We start from the raw sequence: 19426 nt of genomic DNA, 5'->3' as shown, positions 1-19426 counted from the left end.
CGTTCCGCAGCCGACGGGGCGTGCCGCCGAACGCCGCACGCCCTGGCGACACACGCGCCTGGTCGACGGCAGGGCGCCCAACCCTCTCACCTGGACGGTGAGAGTAGTTGGGCTACCGCGGTTTTCAGCTGCAGGCGGCGAGGACCAGTTCGCGGACCTTGGCGGCGTCGGCCTGGCCACGGGTGGCCTTCATGACGTCGCCGACGATCTTGCCCGCCGCCTGGACCTTGCCCGAGCGGATCTTGTCGGCGATATCGGGGTTGGCGGCGAGGGCCTTTTCGACCTCGGCCTGCAGGGCGGTGTCGTCGCTGACCATGCCGAGGCCCTTGGCCTCGACGATCTGGGCCGGTTCGCCCTCGCCGGCCAGCACGAAGTCGACGACCTGCTTGGCGACCTTGTTGTTCACCGTCTTGGCCTCGACCAGGGCGATCACAGCGGCCACCTGGGCCGGGGTGATCGGCAGATCGGCGAGGGCGACCTCGCGTTCCTTCGCCTTCTCGGTGAGGTAGGCGACCCACCACGAGCGCGCCTCGTTGGCCGGGGCACCAGCCTCGACGGTGGCGATGATCAGGTCGAGCGCACCGGCATTCACCAGGTCGCGCATCACCTCGTCGGACAGGCCCCAATCGGCCTGGATGCGCGCGCGGACCAGCCACGGGTACTCGGGGATGGTGGCGCGCAGTTCCTCGATCCACTCGGCGGCCGGGGCGACGGGCTCGAGGTCGGGTTCGGGGAAGTAGCGGTAGTCCTCGGCGGTTTCCTTGCGGCGACCCGCCGACGTGGACCCGTCGGCCTCGTTGAAGTGGCGGGTCTCCTGCACGATCTCTCCGCCCGCGGTGAGCACGGCGGCCTGACGGCGCATCTCGTAGCGCACCGCGACCTCGACGCTCTTGAGCGAGTTCACGTTCTTGGTCTCGGTGCGGGTGCCGAATTCCTTGGCACCGATCGCCATCAGCGACACGTTGGCGTCGCAGCGCAGCGAGCCCTGTTCCATCTTCACGTCGGAGACGTTGAGCGAGCGCAGCACCTCGCGCAGCGCGGTGACATAGGCGCGGGCCACCTCGGGGGCGCGTTCGCCCGCACCGGTGATCGGCTTGGTGACGATCTCGATCAGCGGCACACCCGCCCGGTTGAAGTCGAGCAGCGAGTGGCTCGCGCCGTGGATGCGGCCGGTGGCACCGCCCACGTGCAGCGACTTGCCGGTGTCCTCCTCCATGTGCGCGCGCTCGATGTCGACGCGGAAGGTGCTGCCGTCGTCGAGCACCACGTCGAGGAAACCTTCGGTGGCGATGGGCTCGTCGTACTGGCTGATCTGGTAGTTCTTCGGCTGATCCGGGTAGAAGTAGTTCTTGCGCGCGAACCGGCCCCACGGGGTGATCGAACAGTTCAGCGCCAGGCCGATGCGGATGGCCGACTCGACGGCCTTCTCGTTCACGACCGGCAGCGAGCCGGGGAGCCCGAGGCACACCGGGCACACCTGGGTATTGGGTTCGGCGCCGAACTCGGTGGGGCAACCGCAGAACATCTTGGTCGCCGTGGACAACTCGACGTGGACCTCCATGCCGAGCACCGGCTCGTACCGGGAGATGACATCGGCGTAATCCATCAACTCGACCGTGGGTGCGCTCATGCCTAGCAGTCTATGTAAGCCGCTCACGGCGGCGGCCGGTGGTCCTAGCGCGGCGGGACACGGCGGGTGAGCCAGTCGGTGACGTAGGTGAGAACGGCCGGATCGACGGTGGTTTCGATGCTCGAGTATTCGCTCGGGTTGCCGGTCTCGGTGGGCTGCATCAGGTGGTTGAGGCCGGGGAAGGTGTGCACCGTCGGGTCGGGCGCGCCCGCCAGCGCCTCGCGCATGGGCCCCTCGCTCTGGGCGGCGGGAACCTGCAGGTCCTTGCCGCCGAAGAAGGCGAGCACCGGCACGCGCAACGCACGCAGTGACGGCTGCGGGTCGAAGGTCATGAACGAGGTCATGTAGGGGGTGTTGAACGAGTCGACGGCTTCCTTCGGTGCGCGCTCGTTCTCGGGTAAGGACTCGTTGTGCTGCTGGGAGTACACCTGAGCACCCTCGAGGTCACCGGCGCGCAGCATCGCGGTCCACTTCGTGAGGTAGTCGACCTGCTGATCGATCTTGTCCTGGGGCGCGCCCGAGGCGGCCATGATGACCTTGTTCTGTTCGATCAGCACGTCGGCGCCGGGCACCGACGGACCTGCCATCAGGATCGCGAACGCGATATCGCTGCCGGGCCTGGCCGCGACCAGCGGTGCGAGGTAACCGCCCTCGCTGTGGCCGAACAGGCCGACCTTCGCGTCGTCGATCTCGGGCCGCTCGCGCAGGAACGCCGCACCGGCCGCGGCATCACCGGCGAGGGTGTCGTAGGTGGCGTCGTCGAGTTTGCCGCCGGTACCGCCGACGCCGCGGTCGTCGGTGCGCAGCACGGCGTATCCCGCGCGGGTGAGGGTGTCGGCGAGCACCAGGAACGGGCGGTGCCCGAGCAGTTCCTCGTTGCGATCCTGTGGGCCGCTGCCGGTGATCATCAGCACCGCCGGGAAGGGGCCGGGCCCTTCGGGTTCGGTCAGCGTGCCCGCGATGGTGATGTCGCCGCTGCGATAGGTGACGTCCTCGCTGCGGTAGGGAAACGGTGGCTTCGGGTCCTGCGGACGGGCGACGTTCTCGATCTTGCCGCGCCGCAGCGTGAGTGGCGCCGACTGGCCCGATTGCGACCAGTCACCGGTGATCTGCTCCCCCTCGAGCTTGCCGCGGAACCGAGGGTCGCCCGGCGCGTCGGGGAGGGCGAACTCGACTCGATCCGGCTCGGCGACAACATCTTTCAGCGGCGCGTCACGCAGACCCTGGATGGGGATGTCGAGGGTGGCCGAACCGTCTTCGGCGAAACTCACCCCGATCGGGATCGTCTGCCCCGGCACCTCGATCCCGCCGTTCCAGTTGCCGTGCACGGTGGTTTCCCCGGAATCCGATGTGGACCCGGAGCATCCGCCGACGAGGGCGGTGAGGACTGCAAGAACCGAAACGAACACTCGACCGGTGCGCATGAAACCACGGTACCGACGCCCACCGACAACTCCACGCAACGCCTCGCCAGGCAGCCTCAGCCGAAGAAGGCCTGCGCCTCGCTGAGCCGTTCGGCCGGAACCCGTTTGAGCTGCTTGGTCGCCTCCGACAGCGGGACCAGACCGATGGTCGTGCCGTGCAGCGCGACCATCATCCCGAAATGTCCGGCATGCACGGCCTCTGCCGCGTGCACGCCGAAGCGGGTGGCCAGGATCCGGTCGTAGGGTGTTGGGCTGCCGCCGCGCTGGACGTGGCCGAGCACGGTGGTGCGGACTTCTTTGCCGATCCGGCGCTCGATCTCGGATCCCAACTGCTGGGCGACACCGGTGAACCGTTCGTGCCCGAATTCGTCGATCCCGCCTTCCCGCAGCGTGAACCCGGAATCCGGTGCGGGGTGGGCGCCTTCGGCGACGACACAGATGAAGCTCTTCTCGCCACGCTGGAAGCGGGACTTGATCATCGCGCACACCTGCGCGACATCGAAGGGCTCCTCGGGTACCAGGGTCAGATGCGCACCCGCGGCGATGCCGGAGTTCAGGGCGATCCAGCCCGCGTGCCGTCCCATCACCTCGACGAGCATCACCCGCTGATGCGATTCGGCGGTGGTGTGCAGGCGGTCGATGGCCTCGGTGGCGATCGACAGCGCCGTGTCGTGGCCGAAGGTGACATCGGTGCAGTCGATGTCGTTGTCGATGGTCTTGGGCACGCCGACCACCGGCACGCCCTCCTCGGCCAGCCAGCTGGCCGCGGTGAGGGTGCCTTCGCCGCCGATCGGGATCAGGGCCTCGATGCCGTTGTCGTCGAGGGTCTGCTGGATGCGTGGCAACCCGGCGCGCAGGACGTCGGGGTTGGTGCGGGCGGTACCGAGCATGGTGCCGCCCTTGGTGAGCAGCCGGTCGGTGCGGTCGTCGTTGTGGATGCGGATCTTGCGGTCCTCGAGTAGGCCTCGCCAACCGTCCTGGAACCCGACGATCGCGTCGCCGTAGCGGCCGTTCGCGGTTCGGACCACCGCCCGGATCACCGCGTTCAGCCCTGGACAGTCTCCGCCTCCGGTCAAGACTCCGATGCGCATGGCGTTCATCTTGCCGCACCGGGACGGATCAGGGGCAGTGGCCTCCGGCGAGCTCGTCGAGGTGACCCGAGAGCAGGGTCGCCAGCTTGTCGAGCATGGTCATACCGTCGGCGAAAGCGCCCGAATCTGGTTTGGCGGCAAAGGCAACCGCGATGCGGCCCGAGGGCGAATCGATCAGCCCGAACTGGCGGACCAGGTATTTTCCGGACGTATCCGGTCCCCACCCGCCTTTGAACTCGGCGCTGGTGAATGCCCCGAGGCCCCAGCGGTGGCTGACCACGATCTGCTGCATCAAACCCACCACCCGCTCGCTCTGCGGCAGGCACGGCAGCTGGGCGGCGAACCGGACCTGATCGGCCAGCGCCCACTCGGCCTGGCCGTAGATGGAGGCGTCCGAGCGGGTACGCACGGTCGGCACGGTCGTCGTGGCGTCGCCGCCCTCGCGCAGGACCCCTTCCACCGCGGCGGCCGCGTCGGCGTTGTCGCCGAAAGTCGACCACAGAGCATCGGCGGCGGCGTTGTCGGAGGCGGTGATGGCGGCATTCACCGACGAGTTGTAGGCGCTGCTGCGACGCGAGACCGCGATGGCGAGCGGCACCTTGATCGTCGACCAGGCGGGGCCGGTCGTCCAGTCGCCGAAGGTGACCATCTTGGTCCCGGCGACCGGCATGATCGCCATTCCCACGCTGCCGCGGAGCCCGCGTTGCAGATCGGCGAAGTCGGCGGCCAGGCTGCCTGGCACCGCGACGGAGACCTCGGCTGTCACCGGACCGCCCGGCAAGGTGGTCGGGCTCTTCGTGGTGACCTGCGGTGCGGCGGGGCTGCTGTCGGAACCACAGCCCGCGGTGACCAATACGGCAACGCCCAGCAGTGCTGACAGCGCCACCCGTATCGGGTGGCGTCGGTTGTTCGTCATGATGTGAAGCATTTTCGTTTGTGAACTCCCCCGGGCTTTCGGTGCTGGGTAGCCGTGTCCGACACCGTACTGGGCTGTATGGCCCAACGCCCACTTCGTCCGTAAACCGTCAGGTCACACGGTTTTCACCCGAGTAGATGTTCATCGATTCGCCACGTACGAATCCGAGCAACGTCGATCCGGACTCGACGGCGAGGTCGACGGCGAGGGCACTCGGCGCCGATACCGCGGCCAGAATCGGGATGCCCGCCATCACGGCCTTCTGGACCAGTTCGAACGAGGCCCGGCTGCTCACCACGAGCACCAGATCGTGCGCGGGGATCCGGTTCTCCCGCACCGCCCAGCCGATCACCTTGTCGACGGCGTTGTGCCTACCGATGTCCTCGCGCAGGGCGAGCAGGGTGCCGTCGGTGGTGAACAGGCCCGCCGCGTGCAGGCCGCCGGTGGCGTCGAAGAGTTTCTGGCCTTCGCGCAGCAGGCCGGGCAGCCGCGTCAGCACCTCGGTGCCGATGGCCGGAACCGCGGGCGGCAGCGGGAAGCGGGTGTGGGTGCGCACCTCGTCGAGGGCGCTCTTGCCGCACAGGCCGCAGCCGCCGGTGGTGACGAGGTTGCGCGGGTGCAGCGGCACGGGATCGCGCAGTCGCACGTCGAGCACGTTGTAGGTGTTGCGGCCCTCGCTGTCGGTGCCCGCGCAGTAGCGGGCGGTGACGATGTCGTCGGCGGCGCCGATGATGTTCTCACCGAGCAGGAAGCCGTGCACCAGGTCGATGTCGTTGCCCGGTGTCCGCATGGTCACCGAGAGCGACTGCCCGTCGACCCGGATCTCGAGGGGCTCCTCGACCGCGAGGGTGTCGGGGCGCTCGACCCGCCCGGCCGGTGACAGCCGGACGGTCTTGCGTCGTGCGGTGACTCTGCTCATCAGGTGTGCCGATCAGTCGTTGACGAGTGGTGCTCGTCGTCGCCGGAACGACGGTAGGCGAACCGGCCGGGTCTAGTCGTCTTCGTCGTCGGCGGCCTTGTTGCGTGCCCGCGCGATCTCGAGCGCCCGCTCGGCCGTCGCCTGGTCCGGGTACGGCCCCATCCGATCGCCGTACCAGCAGGACTTGCCCTGCTCGGCCTTGTGATGCTTGAGGCAGTAGTACCACTGGTCGTCATCAGCCATACCGACAGTATGCAACGATTCGCATATCTGCGTCCGCAGGTCGGCGCGGCGTGGTGCGAAGCCGGTCGTCAGTACACGTAGACGACCGCGTTCTCGCCACCGGTGCAGGTGACGAGCTTGCCCGCGGGCGTGCACGTCATCGTGTAGGTGCGTCCGGTCACCGGGCTGGTCGCCACCACCTCGCGGGCGCCGCTCGCGCTGCCGCCGCCCGCGTACGCCTCGCGGACCGCCTGTGCGAACGGGCAGCTGGTGACGGTGTTGCCGACCGCGGCCTTGCTGAAACTGCCACTGGCTGAGCCGGATTCGCACGGTTGCGCACCCGCGGGCAAGGTGACCGGGCCGGCCGAGGTGGTCGGTGCGGCGGTGGTCGCCCGTGGCGCGGTGGTGCCGGTGGGTCCGGCGGGCACCAGTGCTGTGGACGGCGCGCCCGCGGTGTCACTGGAGTCGGTGGCCGACATCAGCCGCCAGCCGATCGCCCCGCCGATGGCGACGACGATGACGGCGAGCACGCCGACGAGGACCGGCAGCAGCATGGATCGACGGTTCGAGTCCTGTTGAGACCAGGTGGGTTCCGGGACATAAGCCGGTTCGGGGCCGTAGGGGCCGTCGTTGTCGCGGTAGGCGTGGTCGCCGTAGGCCTGCTGGTCGTCGTACTGGGAGTAGGCGGCCTGCTCGTTGTACGGATTCGCCGGGTCGACGGCATTGTGCGCACCGAAGGGCGCTGCGCCACCACGGTATTGGTGGGTGGGCTGGGAACGCTGGGGATCCGGGTCGTCGAAGCCGTAATGCTCGGTCGGCTGAGAGCGCTGTGGGTCCGGGCTGTCGAACCCGTAGTGCTCGGTCGGAGCAGAGCGGCGCGCCTCCGGGCCACCGGGGTAGTGCTCGGTGGGCGCGGAGCGTTGGGCGTCCGGGTAGTGCCGGGTCTGCGCGGACCGCTGGTCACCGATGTCCGCCGGGTCGAATTGTTCGGTAGGCGGGCTGAATTGATCGTTCTGGCCGTAGTGCTCAGTGGGCGCCGACCGCCGATGCTCCGGACCGAATACTTCGGTGGGCGGGGCGAAGTGGTTGCCGCTGCCCGACTGGGCCGGGTCACGACGGTCCCCGGGCCGGTCTTTTCGCTGGTCGTCGGCGGACCGTGGGTCGTACTGCTCGGTCGGCGGACCGAAGGCGTCCGGCCGCCGCGGCACCCCCGAAGCCGGGTCGTCGTCGGGCGAGAACCGGTCACCACTGTCCGGACCGAACCGATCACCACCGTGCGCCGAACTCGCCTCCGCCGCATACGGACCGAACGGATTGGCCGCGCCACCGGAACGAGAATCCGGTGCGTGATCGGGCCCCGGGAATCGCTCGTCGTCGAATTGCCCGGCGGCAGGGCCGAATCGATCCGCGTCGAATTGCCCGGCGGCAGGGCCGAATCGATCCGCGTCGAACTTCTGGGTCGCGGGCGCGTTCGAACTGTCGCCCGGTCGCGGCCCGTACGGCTGACCCGGACGGGGTTCCGGGCCGTCCTCGGTACCGAAAGGGGCTGCGGGAGAGCCGAAGCCAGGGTTGCGATCGGGGAGTTCGGTGCCGGGGAGCGGGTTCGGCCCGGTGCCACCCGGGACCGGCGGGGAGACCAGCCGGGCAGGTGGAGCCGGACGGTCACCCGGGCTCTGGCGGGAACCGAAAGCAGCGGGCGGCTGCCCACCCGGCACCGGGTACTCCCCGGAGTAGCGCTGGGTCGGTGCACTGCGCGGCGGCACCAGCGGGCCGCGCTGGGCGTCGCCGGGACCACCGAATTGCGGGACCGGCGAGGAGGTTTCACCGGGACGACCGCCGCCGTACGCAGACCCGGAATGAGAAGCGCCGGGTTGCGGGACCGGCGACGAAGTCTCGCCCGGCCGACCGCCACCGTACGCTGGACCGCCGGGATGGGAGCCCCTCGCGGCGCCGGGGAGCGGGACAGGCGAGGAGGTTTCGCCCGGTTGACCGCCGTACGCGGGACCGCCGGGGTGCGGGCCCCTCGCGGCCTGCGGGACGGGCGAGGAGGCTTCGCCTGCTTGGTTGTCGCCGTAGAGGTGGGCGTCGGGGAACGGGCGCATCCGTGGGAGGCCCTGGTCGGGGGTGTAGGCCGGGGGCGGTGTGGGGACGACGGGTTCGGGGGTGGCGTCGTCGGCCGGGAGCGGCGCGAAATAGGTGTCGGCGGGATGGATTTCGGTGGGGCCGGTGGGCTGGATGACGGCGGGAATGGACACCTCGCCGCTGCCTTCGACGGGCACCCGGTGGAAGCCCGCGGTTTCGGCGCGTGCCTCGGGCGGGCGGATGATGAGAGTCGGCTGGGCCCCGGTCGCGGAGGTCTGGCTGCGGGAGGTCTCGATGCCGCCGGTCGCGGTCACCGCGCCGACCACCCGGAACTCCCCCGTCGGCGTCGGCTTGGGCTGCTCCTGCGCCTCGTCGTCCCGCTCGCGCGGCGCATTCGAGCCACGGCCCGCGCCTGATCGTGCGGCGGCATCGGTGCCTCGCGACCCGGCACCGTGCCCGGCCGCAGCGGCGCCACCGATGATTCCGCCTGCGGCATTACCGAATCCGGCCGCCGCGGGCACGCCGTGACCGGGCGCATTGACCGGTCCGCGGCCGACGATCGGCGCTGATCCGGGTGCGCTGGCCAAGGCCTGCCTGGCGGCCAGTGCCAGCGCACCGGCGCTCGGGTACCGCTCGGCGGGATCCTTCGCCATGCCGACGGCGATGACGTCGTCGAATGCCACGGGCAATCCGGCGATCACGGTGCTCGGCCGCGGCGGTTCCTCGGTCAGGTGGGAGCGGATGAGCACGCTCATGCTCGCGCTGGGGAAAGGGGATGCGCCGGTGAGGCATTCGTGCAGCACGCAGGCCAGCGAGTAGATGTCGGCGCGGTGCGAGATTGGGGCGGCGTCGAACCGTTCGGGCGCCATGTAGATGTAGGAGCCCATGGCCATCCCGGCCTGGGTGAGCGCGCTGTCGCCCTCGGTGTGGGCGATGCCGAAGTCGGCGAGGTAGGCGAAGTCGGCGGGGGTGACGAGGATGTTGGCCGGTTTCACGTCGCGGTGCACGAGCCCGCCCGCGTGTGCGGCGTCGAGGGCGGCGGCGATCTGCTCGACGACGGCGACCGCGCGTTCCGGGTGCAGCGGCCCCCCGGCGCGCAGCACGCTCCGCAGGTCGGTGCCGGGCACCAGCCGCATGTCGATGAACAGCACCCCGTCGATGACACCCCAGTCGTGGATCGGGATGACGTGCGGTTCGGCGAGTTTCGCCGCGGCCTGGGATTCGCGGCGGAACCGGACCTGGTAGGCGGGGTCCTGGGCGAGTTCGGCGGCCAGCAACTTCAGGGCGACTACTCGGTCCTTGCCGGTGTCGTAGGCCTCGTAGACCTCCCCCATGCCGCCTTTGCCCAGCATCGACCGCAACTCGTACGGGCCGAATCTGCTCCCCGTTCGTGACCCAGGTGCCTGCACCGGCGTCCGCCTCCCACGTCTTGCGGGCCGTGGGACCCGCGTCTCAGAACGACGATTCTCCCGGTGTCACTATGCCGTGGTCAAACGCGAACACGATGGCGGCGGCGCGATCGCGCAGGTCGAGCTTGCCGAATATGTGTCCGACATGGCTTTTCACAGTTACTTCCGAGATGCCGAGTTCGGTGGCGATCTCGCCGTTGACCCGGCCGCGTCCGATCAGTTCGAGCACCTCGTACTCGCGGGCGGTGAGGTCGCCGAGGCGGCGGTCGGTGCGGGTACCGGTGTGTTTCACGGTTCGGTAGGCGGTGAGCACCCGACCGGTTACCGACGGATCGAGCCAGGCGCCGCCCGCCGCGACGGTGCGGACGGCGCGGATGAGGTCTTCGGCGGGTGAGTCCTTGAGCAGGAACCCCGCCGCGCCCGCGCGCAGGGCGCCCGACAGCAGTTGGTCGTCGTCGAAGGTGGTGAGGACGAGGACCGGTGGCGCGTCGGATCGCGCGCGCAGCAAACGAGTCGCATCGATGCCGCCGACCCGTTTCATGCGCAGGTCCATCAGCACCACGTCGGGCCGTTCGGCGGCGACGGCGGCCGCCACCTCGTCACCGTCGGCGCATTCGCTGACCACGAACCCGTCGCGACGGCGCAGGATGCGGCGCAGTCCGCCGCGCACCAGTTCCTGGTCGTCGACGACGAGCACGGAGACAGGGTTGTCGATCGGCGCGGCGGCCGTCACTGGTCCTCCTGGGTTTTCGGCCGGAGCAAACCGGGCAGCATGGTGGACAGTGTTCCGCAGGAGCCCGCTTTCAGCGGGAACTGGGCGTGCACGGTCCAGCCGTCGTCGTCGATTCCGGCCCTGATGGTGCCGCCGAGCAGTTCGGTGCGTTTGCGCATGCCGCGCAAGCCCATTCCGGTGCCGAGACGTGGTGGCGGGCCGAGAGGCAGGGCGTTTCGTACCTCGAGGGCGGCGAGTTCCGGTGTCACGTCGAGCCGCACCGTCGCCGCGGCACCCGGTGCGTGTTTGGCGACATTGGCCAGCGATTCCTGGCCGATGCGGTACAGCGCGTGGCCGACCGCGCCGGTGACCACCGCCAGGTCGCCCGTGCGCTGGTAGTCGACGGTGAGGCCCGCGCGCCGGAAGTCGCCGACCAGTTCGTCGATATCGGCGGCGCCGGGTTCCGGCTTCGGCTGGGCGGGGCTGGTGTCGAGCATGCCGACGGTGCGACGGATATCGGCCATGGCCTGGCGGCCGAGACGTTCCGCGTCGACGAGCGCCTCTACCGCCTCGGTGACGTCCTCGTCGGTTTGCAGTGCGCGGCGGGCGGCGGTGAGGTGCAGCAGGGTGATCGAGAGCGAATGCGCGATCACATCGTGGACTTCGCGCGCGATTCTGCGTCGTTCCTCGTCGGCGGCCTGACCGGCGCGGATGGCCTGGTTCTCGCGTTCCTGGTACAGGAACCGGCGCTGGTACTGCAGCATCATCCCGACGAAGGTGCCGAGCACGATGCCGAGCACGTACATCGGCAGGCCTTCCAGCCGTTCGCCACCCCACTCCAGGTGTCCGGCCAGGTCGAAGGCGATCAGTTCGGCGATCGCGAGCAGGGTGAAACCGAGCGTCATACCCCGGGTCGTCACCGCGGCCACCTCGCCCGCGACGACGACGAGGACGAAGGGGGCGAAATCGGCGGGGACGGGTTGCAGCAGGAACAGCGCACAGGCCAGCAGTCCACTGGACTTCAGCAGGACCGGATAGGGCTTGATATCGAACAGTGCGTACAGCGGGACCGGCAGGAATGCCGCGAACATGGCGAGCAGCGGCAGCACGGTCGGGAAGTACTCGTGGCGCTGGATGATCGCGGCGCCGGTGACCGCGAGCAATGCCACGTCGGCCGACACGATCAGGGCGGGCGGATAGTCGTAGGGCAGCGAGGCGAGCCGCGTCCGCACGGACTCAGTGAACCGGTGCGCCACCGCGCGCAGCCGGGCCGTCGGCCTCGGCCGCCGTGCCGCGACGGTGTCGATCACCTCCATCCTGTCAGGCTAGCCGCCTGCGCAGCCCGCGACATCGTCCCGGGAACGGTCCGTCTCTCCTACCTAGGTAGGAGAAGAAGTCGCGTCTCCGGCACGACGAATCGCCGCGTCGCGCTCCGTAGCGTTGGCTGCACCCGCTCACGGAAGGTGAAGTTCATGACCTGGACCGAGCTGCATCAACGCACCGACATCGTGCACACCGTCCTCGCCAGGGCGCAGACCGACCCGAACGATCCACACCTGTTCGCCGGTCTGCCGGATCTGGACCACCTCTTCGGTGGCGTCGACGGCCTGCTCCGGGCGCTGGCGAACCGCTGGGACAACCACCTGCGCGTCAAAGCCGAGCAGGCCGAGTTCGACGGCAAAACCCTGGTCGAGGCCTATCTCGAGCTCGCGGCCGAACAGCCTGCGCTGCGTGCTCTTCTCGACGCGCACACCGCGATCGGGCAGACTACCCGCGACCGCGCCCTGGCGCGCTGAGACCGCCACCCGAATACCCTTGGGGGACAACACATGACCGATAACGGCACACCGCGACCTCCGATGCTGGAATTGACCGGCGTCGTCAAGCGGTATCGCGTAGGTGACCAGCAGGTCCGCGCGCTCGACGACGTGAGCTTGCGCATCGAGACCGGACAGTTCACCTCGATCATCGGTCCGTCCGGTTCGGGCAAGTCCACCCTCCTGCATCTGCTCGGCGCACTCGACCGGCCCGACGAGGGTTCGATTCGCTTCCGCGGCACCGAGATCGGCGATCTCGACGAAGACCGGCAGGCCGCCTTCCGGCTCGAGCAGGTCGGCTTCGTCTTCCAGTTCTTCAACCTGCTGCCCACGCTGTCCGCCTGGGAGAACGTGGCCGTGCCGAAACTGCTGGACGGCACCGGATTACGCAAGGCCAAGCCGCGCGCGCTGGAACTGCTCGACCTCGTCGGGCTCGGTGATCGCGCGCAGCACCGGCCCGCCGAGCTCTCGGGCGGGCAGATGCAGCGGGTGGCGGTGGCGCGCGCGCTCATCATGGACCCGCCGCTGATCCTGGCCGACGAACCGACGGGCAACCTGGACTCCAAGACCGGTGAGTCGATCCTCGGCCTGCTCGGCGACATCACCGCGCAGGGCAATTCGGTGGTGATGGTCACCCACGACATGGGTGCGGTGGCCTACTGCGATCGCGTGATCACGTTGCGCGACGGCCAGATCGGCGCCGACGACCAGGTGCCGGCGCGGGTGCGCGCATGATCGCGGCGCTGGATCGGTTGCGGCTGTTCAACATCGGTGACCTCATCCGGCACCCCGGTCGCACCGTCATGTCGACCGCGGTGATGGCGGTGTCGGCGGCACTGCTCGTCGCGGTGCTGAGCATCTCCGGATCGGTGACCGGGTCGGTCGACCGGCTCACCAAGGGGCTGGCGGGCAACGCGGTCCTCGAGATCACCGGGATCACCGACGCGGGCTTCGAACAGTCCCTGCTGCCTGCTATTTCGGCCACACCCGGCGTGGCGACGGCGGCTCCTATGCTGCGCAGCACGCTCGGCGCGGGTCCCGACCGGGCCCTGCTGATCGGTGCCGACCAGAACATCAGCGCGCTCGGCAGCGATCTGACCGGGCCGATGTCGCAGTACACCGCCAAGCTGGTCAGCACGCCGCGCGGCGTATTGGTCGGTGCCGCGACGGGTTACCGCGAGGGCGACTCGATCCCGATCGGCGGCGGCACCGCGACGGTCGCCGCCGTGCTCGACGAGGCGGCCACCGATCGTCTCAACGGCGGTCACGTCGTCGCCGCGCCGCTGCCGCTGGCCCAGTTCCTCACCGACCGGGTCGGCAGGCTCGACTCCGTGCAGATCATGGCGAAGCCCGGCACCGATATCGCCGAGCTGCGCGCGGCGCTCACCGCGGCGGTCGACGGGCGGGCCGTGGTCGCCGAACCCAGTCTGCGGACGGCGCAGGCGGGTGGCGCCATCCAGATCATGCGGTACTCGACGCTGATGTCCTCGGCGGCGGCGCTGATCGTCGCGGCGTTCCTGATCTACAACGCGATGAGTATGGCTGTGGCACAACGCAGGCCGATGCTGTCGTTGCTCCGTGCGATCGGTGGCCAACGTGGGCCGATGGTGCGTGATCTGCTCGTGGAGGCGGCCGTGCTCGGGCTCGTCGGTGGTGCGATCGGTTCGGCGATCGGTGCCGTGATGGGCCGGTTCTCCATCGACCGGTTGCCTGCCGCGATGGTGCAGTCGGTGGAGGCGCGCACCGAGTTCCTCGTCCCGAACTACGCGGTACCCGTCGCGATCGCCGCGTGTGTGGTCGCGACCGTGCTGGCCGCGGCGATCGCGGCCAGGCAGGTGTACCAGGTCGCGCCGGTCGAGGCGCTCGCCCCTGTCGAGGCGGGCGATGTCGCCGCCGCGGGGCGCGGGCTGCGGTGGGCCGCGCTGGTCGGCGGTATCGGTCTCATCGGTGCGGCCGTCGCGCTGGCCTACATCGACCTCGGCCGGCTCTCGTTGGCGGCGATCACCGTGTCGTTCACCGCGACGGTGGTGTTGTGCTTCGCCGCGACCGGGCCGATCGTGCGGGCGGCCGGGTCGATCGCCCGCTGGTTCGGTGCGCCCGGGGCGCTCGGTGCGACCACGCTGGAACGTGCGCCGCGCCGCGTGTGGGCGACGGCGATGACGGTGACGATCGGAGTGGCGGCGGTCGTCGCGCTCGGTGGCGCGTCGCAGAACATGGTCGATTCGGCGACCGACTCGTTCCAGAGTCTCGGTGAAGCAGATCTGTACGTGAGTCCGAGTCCGGTCGAACAGTTCCCCACGGGGCCCGTGCTCCCCACCGACGTGTCGGACAAGGTCGCGGCCGTGCCGGGAGTCGAGTACGTGAGCCCGGGGCAGATGGCGTTCGCGACCATCGGCAGTGGGCGGGTGATGCTGCAGGGTTACCCGCCGCGGGTCGAGGACAGCAGGCTCGGCGCCGTCGACCCGGCCGTCATCGACCGGATGGCGCGCGGCGAAGGCGTGGTCGTCACCCGCGACGTGGCCCGGTCGCTCGACCTCGAGGTCGGCGACCAGATCACCATGCCCACTCCGTCCGGTCAGCGCACATCCACTGTGCTGCAGGTGATCCCGTACTTCACGGCCATCTCCGGGGTGGTGATGATGAGCCTGGACCAGATGCGGGAGTGGTATCAGCGACCCGGCGAGACGGTGCTCGCGGTGCGCTTCGAACCGGGTGCCGATCCGGCGGCGGTGCAGGCGGCGGTGCGGGCCGTGGTGCCCGAGCCGATCCACGTCGACACCGGTGCCGCGATGGTCGCGGCCATCTCCTCGAGCGTGGAGCAGGGTGCGGCGATGAGCACCATGATCCTGTGGATCGTGGTGCTGGTGGCCACCGTGGCCTTGCTGAACACGCTGATGCTTTCGGTGCTCGAACGGCGCCGTGAGCTGGGTGTGCTGCGCGCCATGGGCACCAATCGCAAGTTCCTGTTGCGCTCGGTCCTCGCCGAGGCGGCGGGGATCGGGATCGTCGGTGCGGCGATCGGCATGGTCACCGGTGCGGCGGTCCAGTACCTGGGCACCGTGGCGATAGGGCACGCCATGACCATCGACATCGCCTACGCGCCGAGCCCGCTGCTCGTCGTCTACGGCATCGTCGCGCTGGGGCTGGCGCTACTCGGCTCCATCCCGCCCGCGGTGCGCGCGTCGCGCATGCCGATCGTCGCGGCGCTGGCCGTCGACTGAGGTCACAGCGGCACCTCCGCCCACCAGGCGATCACCTCGTCCTGGGCGGAGGGCCGCGGTGCGCCGCCGGTTCCGCTGCTGCCCCGGCGGCTCACCACGACGAGATAGTTGTCGCGGTCCGGGTCGCCGGGGAAGCCGATCACCTGGTGCGCGGTCTGGACGCGGCTGGTGGCCGGATCGGGAACCACCCAGCGCCGCACCGTCACCGGCACACCGTCCTTCTCCGCCCCGAAGCGGACGGCAGCGGGGAATGCGTCCATGGCGGAGCGGGCCTGCGCGGAGTTCGCGTATTCGAGGACGAGATAGCTCACCGCACCGAGCCCGTTGTCCACCCGCTCGCACTGCCACCCCGCACTGATCGGGTTCCACTGCAGCGCAGGCTCTTTCCACTCCAATTCGCTCACCTGCCGAACCCCGACACAAATCGCCCCGCGATACCCCTGCCCCTCGATCCCCGCGCCCTGCGGAACCAGCGTCGGGAACACCCGCCTGCTCGCCAGGAACGAATCGGTCGCCTCCGCCACGGCACTCGACGGCCCCGTCACCACCCCACCGATGGCCCCCTCGTCCTCATCCCCATTCGGCAGAACCACCACGACCAGCGCCAGAACCACCGTCACCAACACGACAACCAGCGCCGCGAGCACCACCCACCCGAGCCGCTGCAACCCCGACACCGGCCGCGACACCGCCGACTGCCGACGATAGGGAACCGGCCAAGGATGCCGTCCTTGCGGAGGCCGCCCAGGACCACCCATTCCCGGCCCTCCCCCTGGCGGTTGCGTCGGCGTCCCTGCAGACGCGACCGGTGTGGCCGCGGCCTGCGAAGGCACCGCCCCGACATCGTGCCCGCGCTCACCGCCACCCGAACCATCCCGGTGCGCACCGAAATCCGGGACGTCGGAGCCTTCTGCGCCCTGCGCCGCCTCCCCAGCAGCCAGGGGCGACGCCACGTTCTCACCACCGTCCGACCCCGGCACGCCGCCAAGGGCAAACGGCCGGTCCACCGCAGCGGCACCTGCTACGGGGTCGTCGGCAGGGGAAGCACCATGATCCGACTCATCTTTCAGATCCGGCGCAACGGAATCGCCCCGATCGGGCAGTTCTTCAGCGCCGCCATCGGTGTCCGACTCGGCATCGGCGTTGTGTTCCCCCGCACCCGAAACCGCTGAACCGTGAGGCATATCGACGTGCGTGCGTGCGTTCCCGACTTCCGCGCTGCCGACCGCTGGGGTGCCACTTCCGGTCGACGTCGGCCGCGCGCTCGCCGCCGATCCATCTCCCCAGGCGGTCTCTGCGCGCGGGGCCGCCGGCCCGGCAGCTTCCACAGCCGAACTGGCGGCACTTTCTCCGTCAGCGTCGGTGACCGGCGAGTCCGCTTCCGCACCGCTGGTCGTCGTGTGCGGCGCACCACCGGCTGCTCCCGGTGCGCTGTCCTGTCTACGCGCTGCCATGCCAGGCACAGCGGTGACTTCCGTTCGTGCCGAGGAATTCTGGACGTCCGAACGGTCTCTGTTCGGCATACCGAGGACATCGGTCGCAGCTGTGCTCGACACGTCCCCCGCGACGGTGCCGACGGGCACGACTGTCTTGCCGACCGACGACGAAACATCCGCCGCAACGGCTTTTGCTCCGCCCACCGAACCACCCGGTGCCGCCGCCTGCTGGTGCGCGGACCGGTCTGGTAGCTGTTCGGCCGGCGGCTGCTGCGCGGCTGACTGAGCCGGTGGCCGCGGAGCTGGCGGTGGGGCCGCAGGCCGGTACGACGGAGGCTGCGCGAGCGGTTGAGCCGGCGGCTGGGGCGCGAGCGGCTGTGCGGGTGGTTGAGCAGCCCCAGGTTGTTGCGGGAGCGGCTGCGGGGCCGGACCCTGCGGCACCGGCGGTTGAACCACCGGCTGCTGAACCGGCGGGCCGACATAGGGCTGGCCGACCGGCGGGCCGGCCGGGGCCACCGGAGGTGATGCCGGGTGCCAATTCGGTTGGGGCCCAGCGGGTAACGGCGGCGCGAACCCCGGGGCGGACACAGCTGTGGGCTGCCCCTGGACGGATTGCGGCGGGTACGAGGCAGGAAGAACGGGCGGCTTGGACGAAGTGAGCGCCCGGCGAGCCGCCTTGGCGAACGCGGTACACGACTCGTACCGGGCCGCGGGATGTTTGGCCATGGCGGCGGCGAGAACCGCGTCCATGGCGGGCGGTAGACCCGTGCGGCGCAGGGCGAGCGGGGGTGGGGGTGCGTAGAGAGTGCCCCGGATGATCTCGTTGGGGTCGGGCGAGTCGAAGGGCGCCAACCCGGTGAACAGCCAGTACAGGGTGCATGCCAGGGAGTACTGGTCGGAGCGGTGGTCGAGTTCGGCGCCGGTCATCTGTTCCGGCGAGGCGTAGGCCAGGGTGGCGGTGAACATGCCCTGCTGGGTGAGGTGGGTGGAGTCGGCGCGCAGGCGGGCGATGCCGAAGTCGGTGAGGAACACCCGCTCCCCCTGCCCACCGCCGGATCGTGCAAGCAGGATGTTGGCCGGTTTCACGTCCCGGTGCAGCACACCGTGTCCGTGTGCGTAATCCAGTGCGTCGGCGACACCTTCGATGATCTGTACCGCGCGCTGCGGTGGCAGGGTGCGTGGATCGACGGTGGCCGCGTCGATCCCGTCGACATACTGCATGCTGATCCACAGCTGTTCGTCTTCGGCGCCCCGATCGAACACGGTGACGATGCCGGGATGATCCAGCGCCGCGGCCAGATCCGCTTCGCGCTCGAACCTGGCCCGAATCCGCGCGTCCGCGAACAGATCCCGGTTGAGCAGCTTCAACGCGGTCAACCGGTCCAGGCGCGGGTGCCGCGCCAGATACACCGTCCCCATACCGCCCTGGCCGAGCATCCGTTCGATGGTGAACCCGGCGAACACATCACCGATCTCGTGCACCACGACCCCCTTTCAGCGCCCGTCGCCGGACAGCGCGACCGCTCCGGCATATGCGAAACTTACTGGCATACGCCCGAGATCGTCCGGGCGCGCTAGACGAGTAGTTTGCACCGCCGGAGCACAGCGCCCCGCGCAACCGGTGGTGGGGAGGGTTTTCAGGTGGCTAGCTCTACTGTGAAGGCTGCCTGTCGCGGTCTCGTGTCCGGTGTGCTGTTGGTGTCGGCGGCGCTGTCCGCCTCGTGCGCGGTGCCCGGCACCCCGACCGCCGCAACGGCACCGACGGTCCAGCGCGACGAGGGCGAGGCCTGGCGTCCCGGCCAGTCGGTGATCCTGCCCGACTCGCTCGCCGCCGAATTCACCCAGCTGCAGGCGACCCTGCCCGGCCAGGTGGGAATGGCGTTGATGCCGGTCGGCGGCGGACGGATGACGATCTACGGCGACTGGACCACCGGCATCGCCTGGTCCACCATCAAGGTCCCGCTCGCCGTCGCCGCCCTGCGCCACGACCACGACCAGTCCATCTTCGAGATGGTGCAGGCCGCGATCACGGTGTCGGACAACGACGCCGCCTACGGCCTGTGGCAGTCCCTCGGCGACGGCACGGCGGCCGCCGAGGCGGTGCAGCAGGTGCTCGACGAGGCCGGTGAGGTGAACGCCGACAAGCCGGAGATGCGCACCGAACTCGACTACACGGCCTTCGGTGTCACCGAATGGTCGCTGGCCAACCAGGTGCGATTCGCCTCCAAGCTGCCGTGCCTGCCCGACACCGAGGTCGTGATGCGGTTGATGGGCGAGATCACCCCCGAGCAGGGCTGGGGTCTCGGCCTGCTCGACCACGCGGAGTTCAAGGGCGGCTGGGGCCCCGACGACGACACCGGCATGTACACGGTCCGCCAGTTCGGGCTGATCCCCGTCGGCAGCGGCCAGCTGGCGATCGCCCTTGCCGCACAGGCGGATTCGGGTACCTTCGAGGACACCACCGCCCTGCTCGACCGGATGGCGCTGCTGCTGGCACGCCATCTGCCCGACCTGCGGGGCGGAGTGTGCCCGCGCTGAGCGGGCCCG

Annotated in this window: 14 protein-coding genes; 4 read left to right on the top strand and 10 right to left on the bottom strand. The window is 69.8% G+C overall.

Annotated elements, in window-relative coordinates; all coding sequences use genetic code 11:
• Nucleotides 1-124: 124 nt before the first annotated feature.
• The 9 genes from gatB to AB0F86_RS00390 form a co-directional block, all read right to left on the bottom strand.
• Nucleotides 125-1630, bottom strand: coding sequence for an Asp-tRNA(Asn)/Glu-tRNA(Gln) amidotransferase subunit GatB (gatB, locus tag AB0F86_RS00430; protein WP_181698406.1), 1506 nt, complete (start codon nucleotides 1628-1630; stop codon nucleotides 125-127).
• 44 nt (nucleotides 1631-1674) lie between these two features.
• The gene (locus tag AB0F86_RS00425; RefSeq protein ID WP_181698405.1) at nucleotides 1675-3054 is read right to left on the bottom strand and encodes an alpha/beta fold hydrolase; all 1380 of its coding nucleotides are present in this window, start codon (nucleotides 3052-3054) and stop codon (nucleotides 1675-1677) included.
• A gap of 56 nt (nucleotides 3055-3110) precedes the next feature.
• Nucleotides 3111-4145 (bottom strand): ATP-dependent 6-phosphofructokinase, encoded by a 1035-nt coding sequence (locus tag AB0F86_RS00420; protein ID WP_067493464.1) that lies wholly within the window; start codon nucleotides 4143-4145, stop codon nucleotides 3111-3113.
• A 28-nt stretch (nucleotides 4146-4173) separates the two neighbouring features.
• Nucleotides 4174-5061, bottom strand: coding sequence for a hypothetical protein (locus tag AB0F86_RS00415; protein ID WP_356986348.1), 888 nt, complete (start codon nucleotides 5059-5061; stop codon nucleotides 4174-4176).
• Nucleotides 5062-5170: 109 nt separating this feature from the next.
• The gene (fdhD, locus tag AB0F86_RS00410; protein ID WP_225279121.1) at nucleotides 5171-5980 is read right to left on the bottom strand and encodes a formate dehydrogenase accessory sulfurtransferase FdhD; all 810 of its coding nucleotides are present in this window, start codon (nucleotides 5978-5980) and stop codon (nucleotides 5171-5173) included.
• 72 nt (nucleotides 5981-6052) lie between these two features.
• A complete protein-coding gene (locus AB0F86_RS00405) occupies nucleotides 6053-6223 on the bottom strand; it encodes a hypothetical protein (protein ID WP_166655716.1) in 171 nt (56 codons plus the stop codon).
• 68 nt (nucleotides 6224-6291) lie between these two features.
• Nucleotides 6292-9693 carry a protein kinase gene (locus AB0F86_RS00400; RefSeq protein ID WP_356986351.1) on the bottom strand — a complete coding sequence of 1134 codons (3402 nt, stop codon included), beginning with the start codon at nucleotides 9691-9693 and terminating at the stop codon, nucleotides 6292-6294.
• Nucleotides 9694-9736: 43 nt separating this feature from the next.
• The gene (locus tag AB0F86_RS00395) at nucleotides 9737-10426 is read right to left on the bottom strand and encodes a response regulator transcription factor (protein WP_174550293.1); all 690 of its coding nucleotides are present in this window, start codon (nucleotides 10424-10426) and stop codon (nucleotides 9737-9739) included.
• Entirely contained in the window at nucleotides 10423-11721 is a 1299-nt protein-coding gene (locus AB0F86_RS00390; RefSeq protein WP_356986353.1) for a histidine kinase, read from the bottom strand. Before AB0F86_RS00390 ends, AB0F86_RS00395 begins: the two co-directional genes overlap by 4 nt.
• A gap of 156 nt (nucleotides 11722-11877) precedes the next feature.
• On the opposite strand from AB0F86_RS00390, the gene AB0F86_RS00385 reads away from it, so the two are divergent.
• Genes AB0F86_RS00385 through AB0F86_RS00375 form a run of 3 tightly spaced genes read left to right on the top strand, consistent with a single transcriptional unit; the run spans nucleotide 11878 to nucleotide 15443 of the window.
• Nucleotides 11878-12201 (top strand): hypothetical protein, encoded by a 324-nt coding sequence (locus AB0F86_RS00385; protein WP_356986355.1) that lies wholly within the window; start codon nucleotides 11878-11880, stop codon nucleotides 12199-12201.
• Between the two features lie 33 nt (nucleotides 12202-12234).
• A complete protein-coding gene (locus AB0F86_RS00380; RefSeq protein ID WP_356986357.1) occupies nucleotides 12235-12957 on the top strand; it encodes an ABC transporter ATP-binding protein in 723 nt (240 codons plus the stop codon).
• Entirely contained in the window at nucleotides 12954-15443 is a 2490-nt protein-coding gene (locus AB0F86_RS00375; RefSeq protein ID WP_356986359.1) for an FtsX-like permease family protein, read from the top strand. Before AB0F86_RS00380 ends, AB0F86_RS00375 begins: the two co-directional genes overlap by 4 nt.
• A gap of 2 nt (nucleotides 15444-15445) precedes the next feature.
• Here the strand turns inward: AB0F86_RS00375 and AB0F86_RS00370 are convergent, their stop codons facing one another.
• Nucleotides 15446-18361, bottom strand: a complete 2916-nt coding sequence (locus AB0F86_RS00370) for a protein kinase (RefSeq protein WP_356986361.1) — start codon at nucleotides 18359-18361, stop codon at nucleotides 15446-15448.
• Between the two features lie 159 nt (nucleotides 18362-18520).
• On the opposite strand from AB0F86_RS00370, the gene AB0F86_RS00365 reads away from it, so the two are divergent.
• Nucleotides 18521-19417, top strand: a complete 897-nt coding sequence (locus tag AB0F86_RS00365; protein WP_225279115.1) for a hypothetical protein — start codon at nucleotides 18521-18523, stop codon at nucleotides 19415-19417.
• The last annotated feature ends 9 nt before the right edge of the window (nucleotides 19418-19426 follow it).

Origin of the sequence: Nocardia sp. NPDC023733 (assembly GCF_040639775.1) — a bacterium.
GTDB lineage: Bacteria > Actinomycetota > Actinomycetes > Mycobacteriales > Mycobacteriaceae > Nocardia > Nocardia rosealba.
Note: the sequence above shows the minus strand (reverse complement) of the source record. Positions and strands in the feature narration are given on the sequence as shown.